We start from the raw sequence: 1,427 nt of genomic DNA on the forward strand, positions 1-1,427 counted from the left end.
GGGCCCGACCCCCGGAAAGTGGACACGTCGGGGGTTAGCTATGCTGCTTTGGTCAGTGTAGCTGATGTGAGTGCTTCGAAGGTATCGGGGGCTACAAGATTGCACCAGGAGTGTCGCCGGCGTGTGTTGTAGCGCATGCACCACCGGAAGACTTCCTGGCGGCAGGCGATCGGATTGTCAAAGACTTTCCTATCACGCAGGACTTCACGCTTTAAGGTGGCGTTAAAAGATTCTGCCAGGGCGTTATCCGCACTCGTTCCTACCGCTCCCATGGACTGGCGCACACCCAACGACGAGCAATAGCTTCTAAAGGTTTGTGAGGTGTAAACACTGCCGTGATCGGAATGGAATACAGCCCCGTCAAGACTGCCACGCACACCGTGGGCGTGGGCTAGAGCATCGACGACCAGTGAGACGCGCATGTGGTCTGCGAGCGCATAACCTGCAAGTTTCCGCGAGTAAGTGTCAATAACTGTGGCCAAATACATGTTCTTGCCGCCCTTACAGGGCAGGTAGGTAATGTCGCCGACATAAACGCGGTTTGGCTCGTTGGCTGTGAATTTGCGGCCTACTAAGTCCGGCATGACGCGGTGGCCAGGCTTGCGCCTGGTAGTGACGCATCGGCGGCGCTTGGTAAAGCCTTTAAGTCCCATGGATTTCATGATGCGCGCAACCTTCTTGTGGTTTATCGGGCCAAAGCGCGTATCGGCTTTAAGGCTTGCAGCGATGCGTTTTGCCCCGTAAAGCGGCTCTTCCGTGCTCATCATCGAAGATGGTCTTGATTTGTGCGCCAATAAGAGCATCGGAACACGTCTTTAACCTGCGTTTTTCGCGGGTATTGACCCATTTATAAAACGAGGAGCGATTGAGCTTTAACACGTGGCACATCCGCTTGACCGAGTATTCGGTTCGGTGGTCATAGACAAACTGGAAGCGGATCACCAGCGTGTCTCTTCGGCAAAATATTTCGCGGCCTTGCGCAGGATGTCGCGTTCTTCGCGCAGTTTTGCGTTTTCTTTTTCTAGCTGGCGGATCCGTTCGGAATCATTCGCCGCTTGGGCTTTATCATGCACAGCTTTAATGCGCGCACGCTTTCCGGTGCCGTACTTCTTGACCCAAGAATGAAGCGAGGCACGGTTGATTCCGAGCTCTGTTGATGCTGCGTTCAGCGAGAGGTCCTCATTGTTTTCATAGAGGGCCACAGCATCGCGTTTGAACTGTTCGGAGTACCTGGACATGGTGGTAGATTACCTTTCTTTCCAACCCAACCGGGCTGGAGATCAGGTGTCCACCAAAAAGGGGTCAGGTCCACCCGCTTCAGCACGTCGGCGGATCTGCCCGGTCGCATGTCTAACAAACGAGCAGGCCCACGCCCGTCCACCAGCGGGGTGAGGTCAACAAGTATGGTCACCAGGTTTGATGCCTGA

The 1,427-nt window shown here is 54.7% G+C and carries 1 pseudogene; it reads right to left on the reverse strand.

The annotated features are described in order from the left end of the window. Positions 1-38: 38 nt before the first annotated feature. A pseudogene (locus QKE52_RS13255) lies at positions 39-1,238 on the reverse strand (IS3 family transposase). Positions 1,239-1,427: the final 189 nt, after the last annotated feature.

Source organism: Corynebacterium sp. c25Ua_47, assembly GCF_039907205.1.
Classification (GTDB): Bacteria; Actinomycetota; Actinomycetes; order Mycobacteriales; family Mycobacteriaceae; genus Corynebacterium; species Corynebacterium hiratae.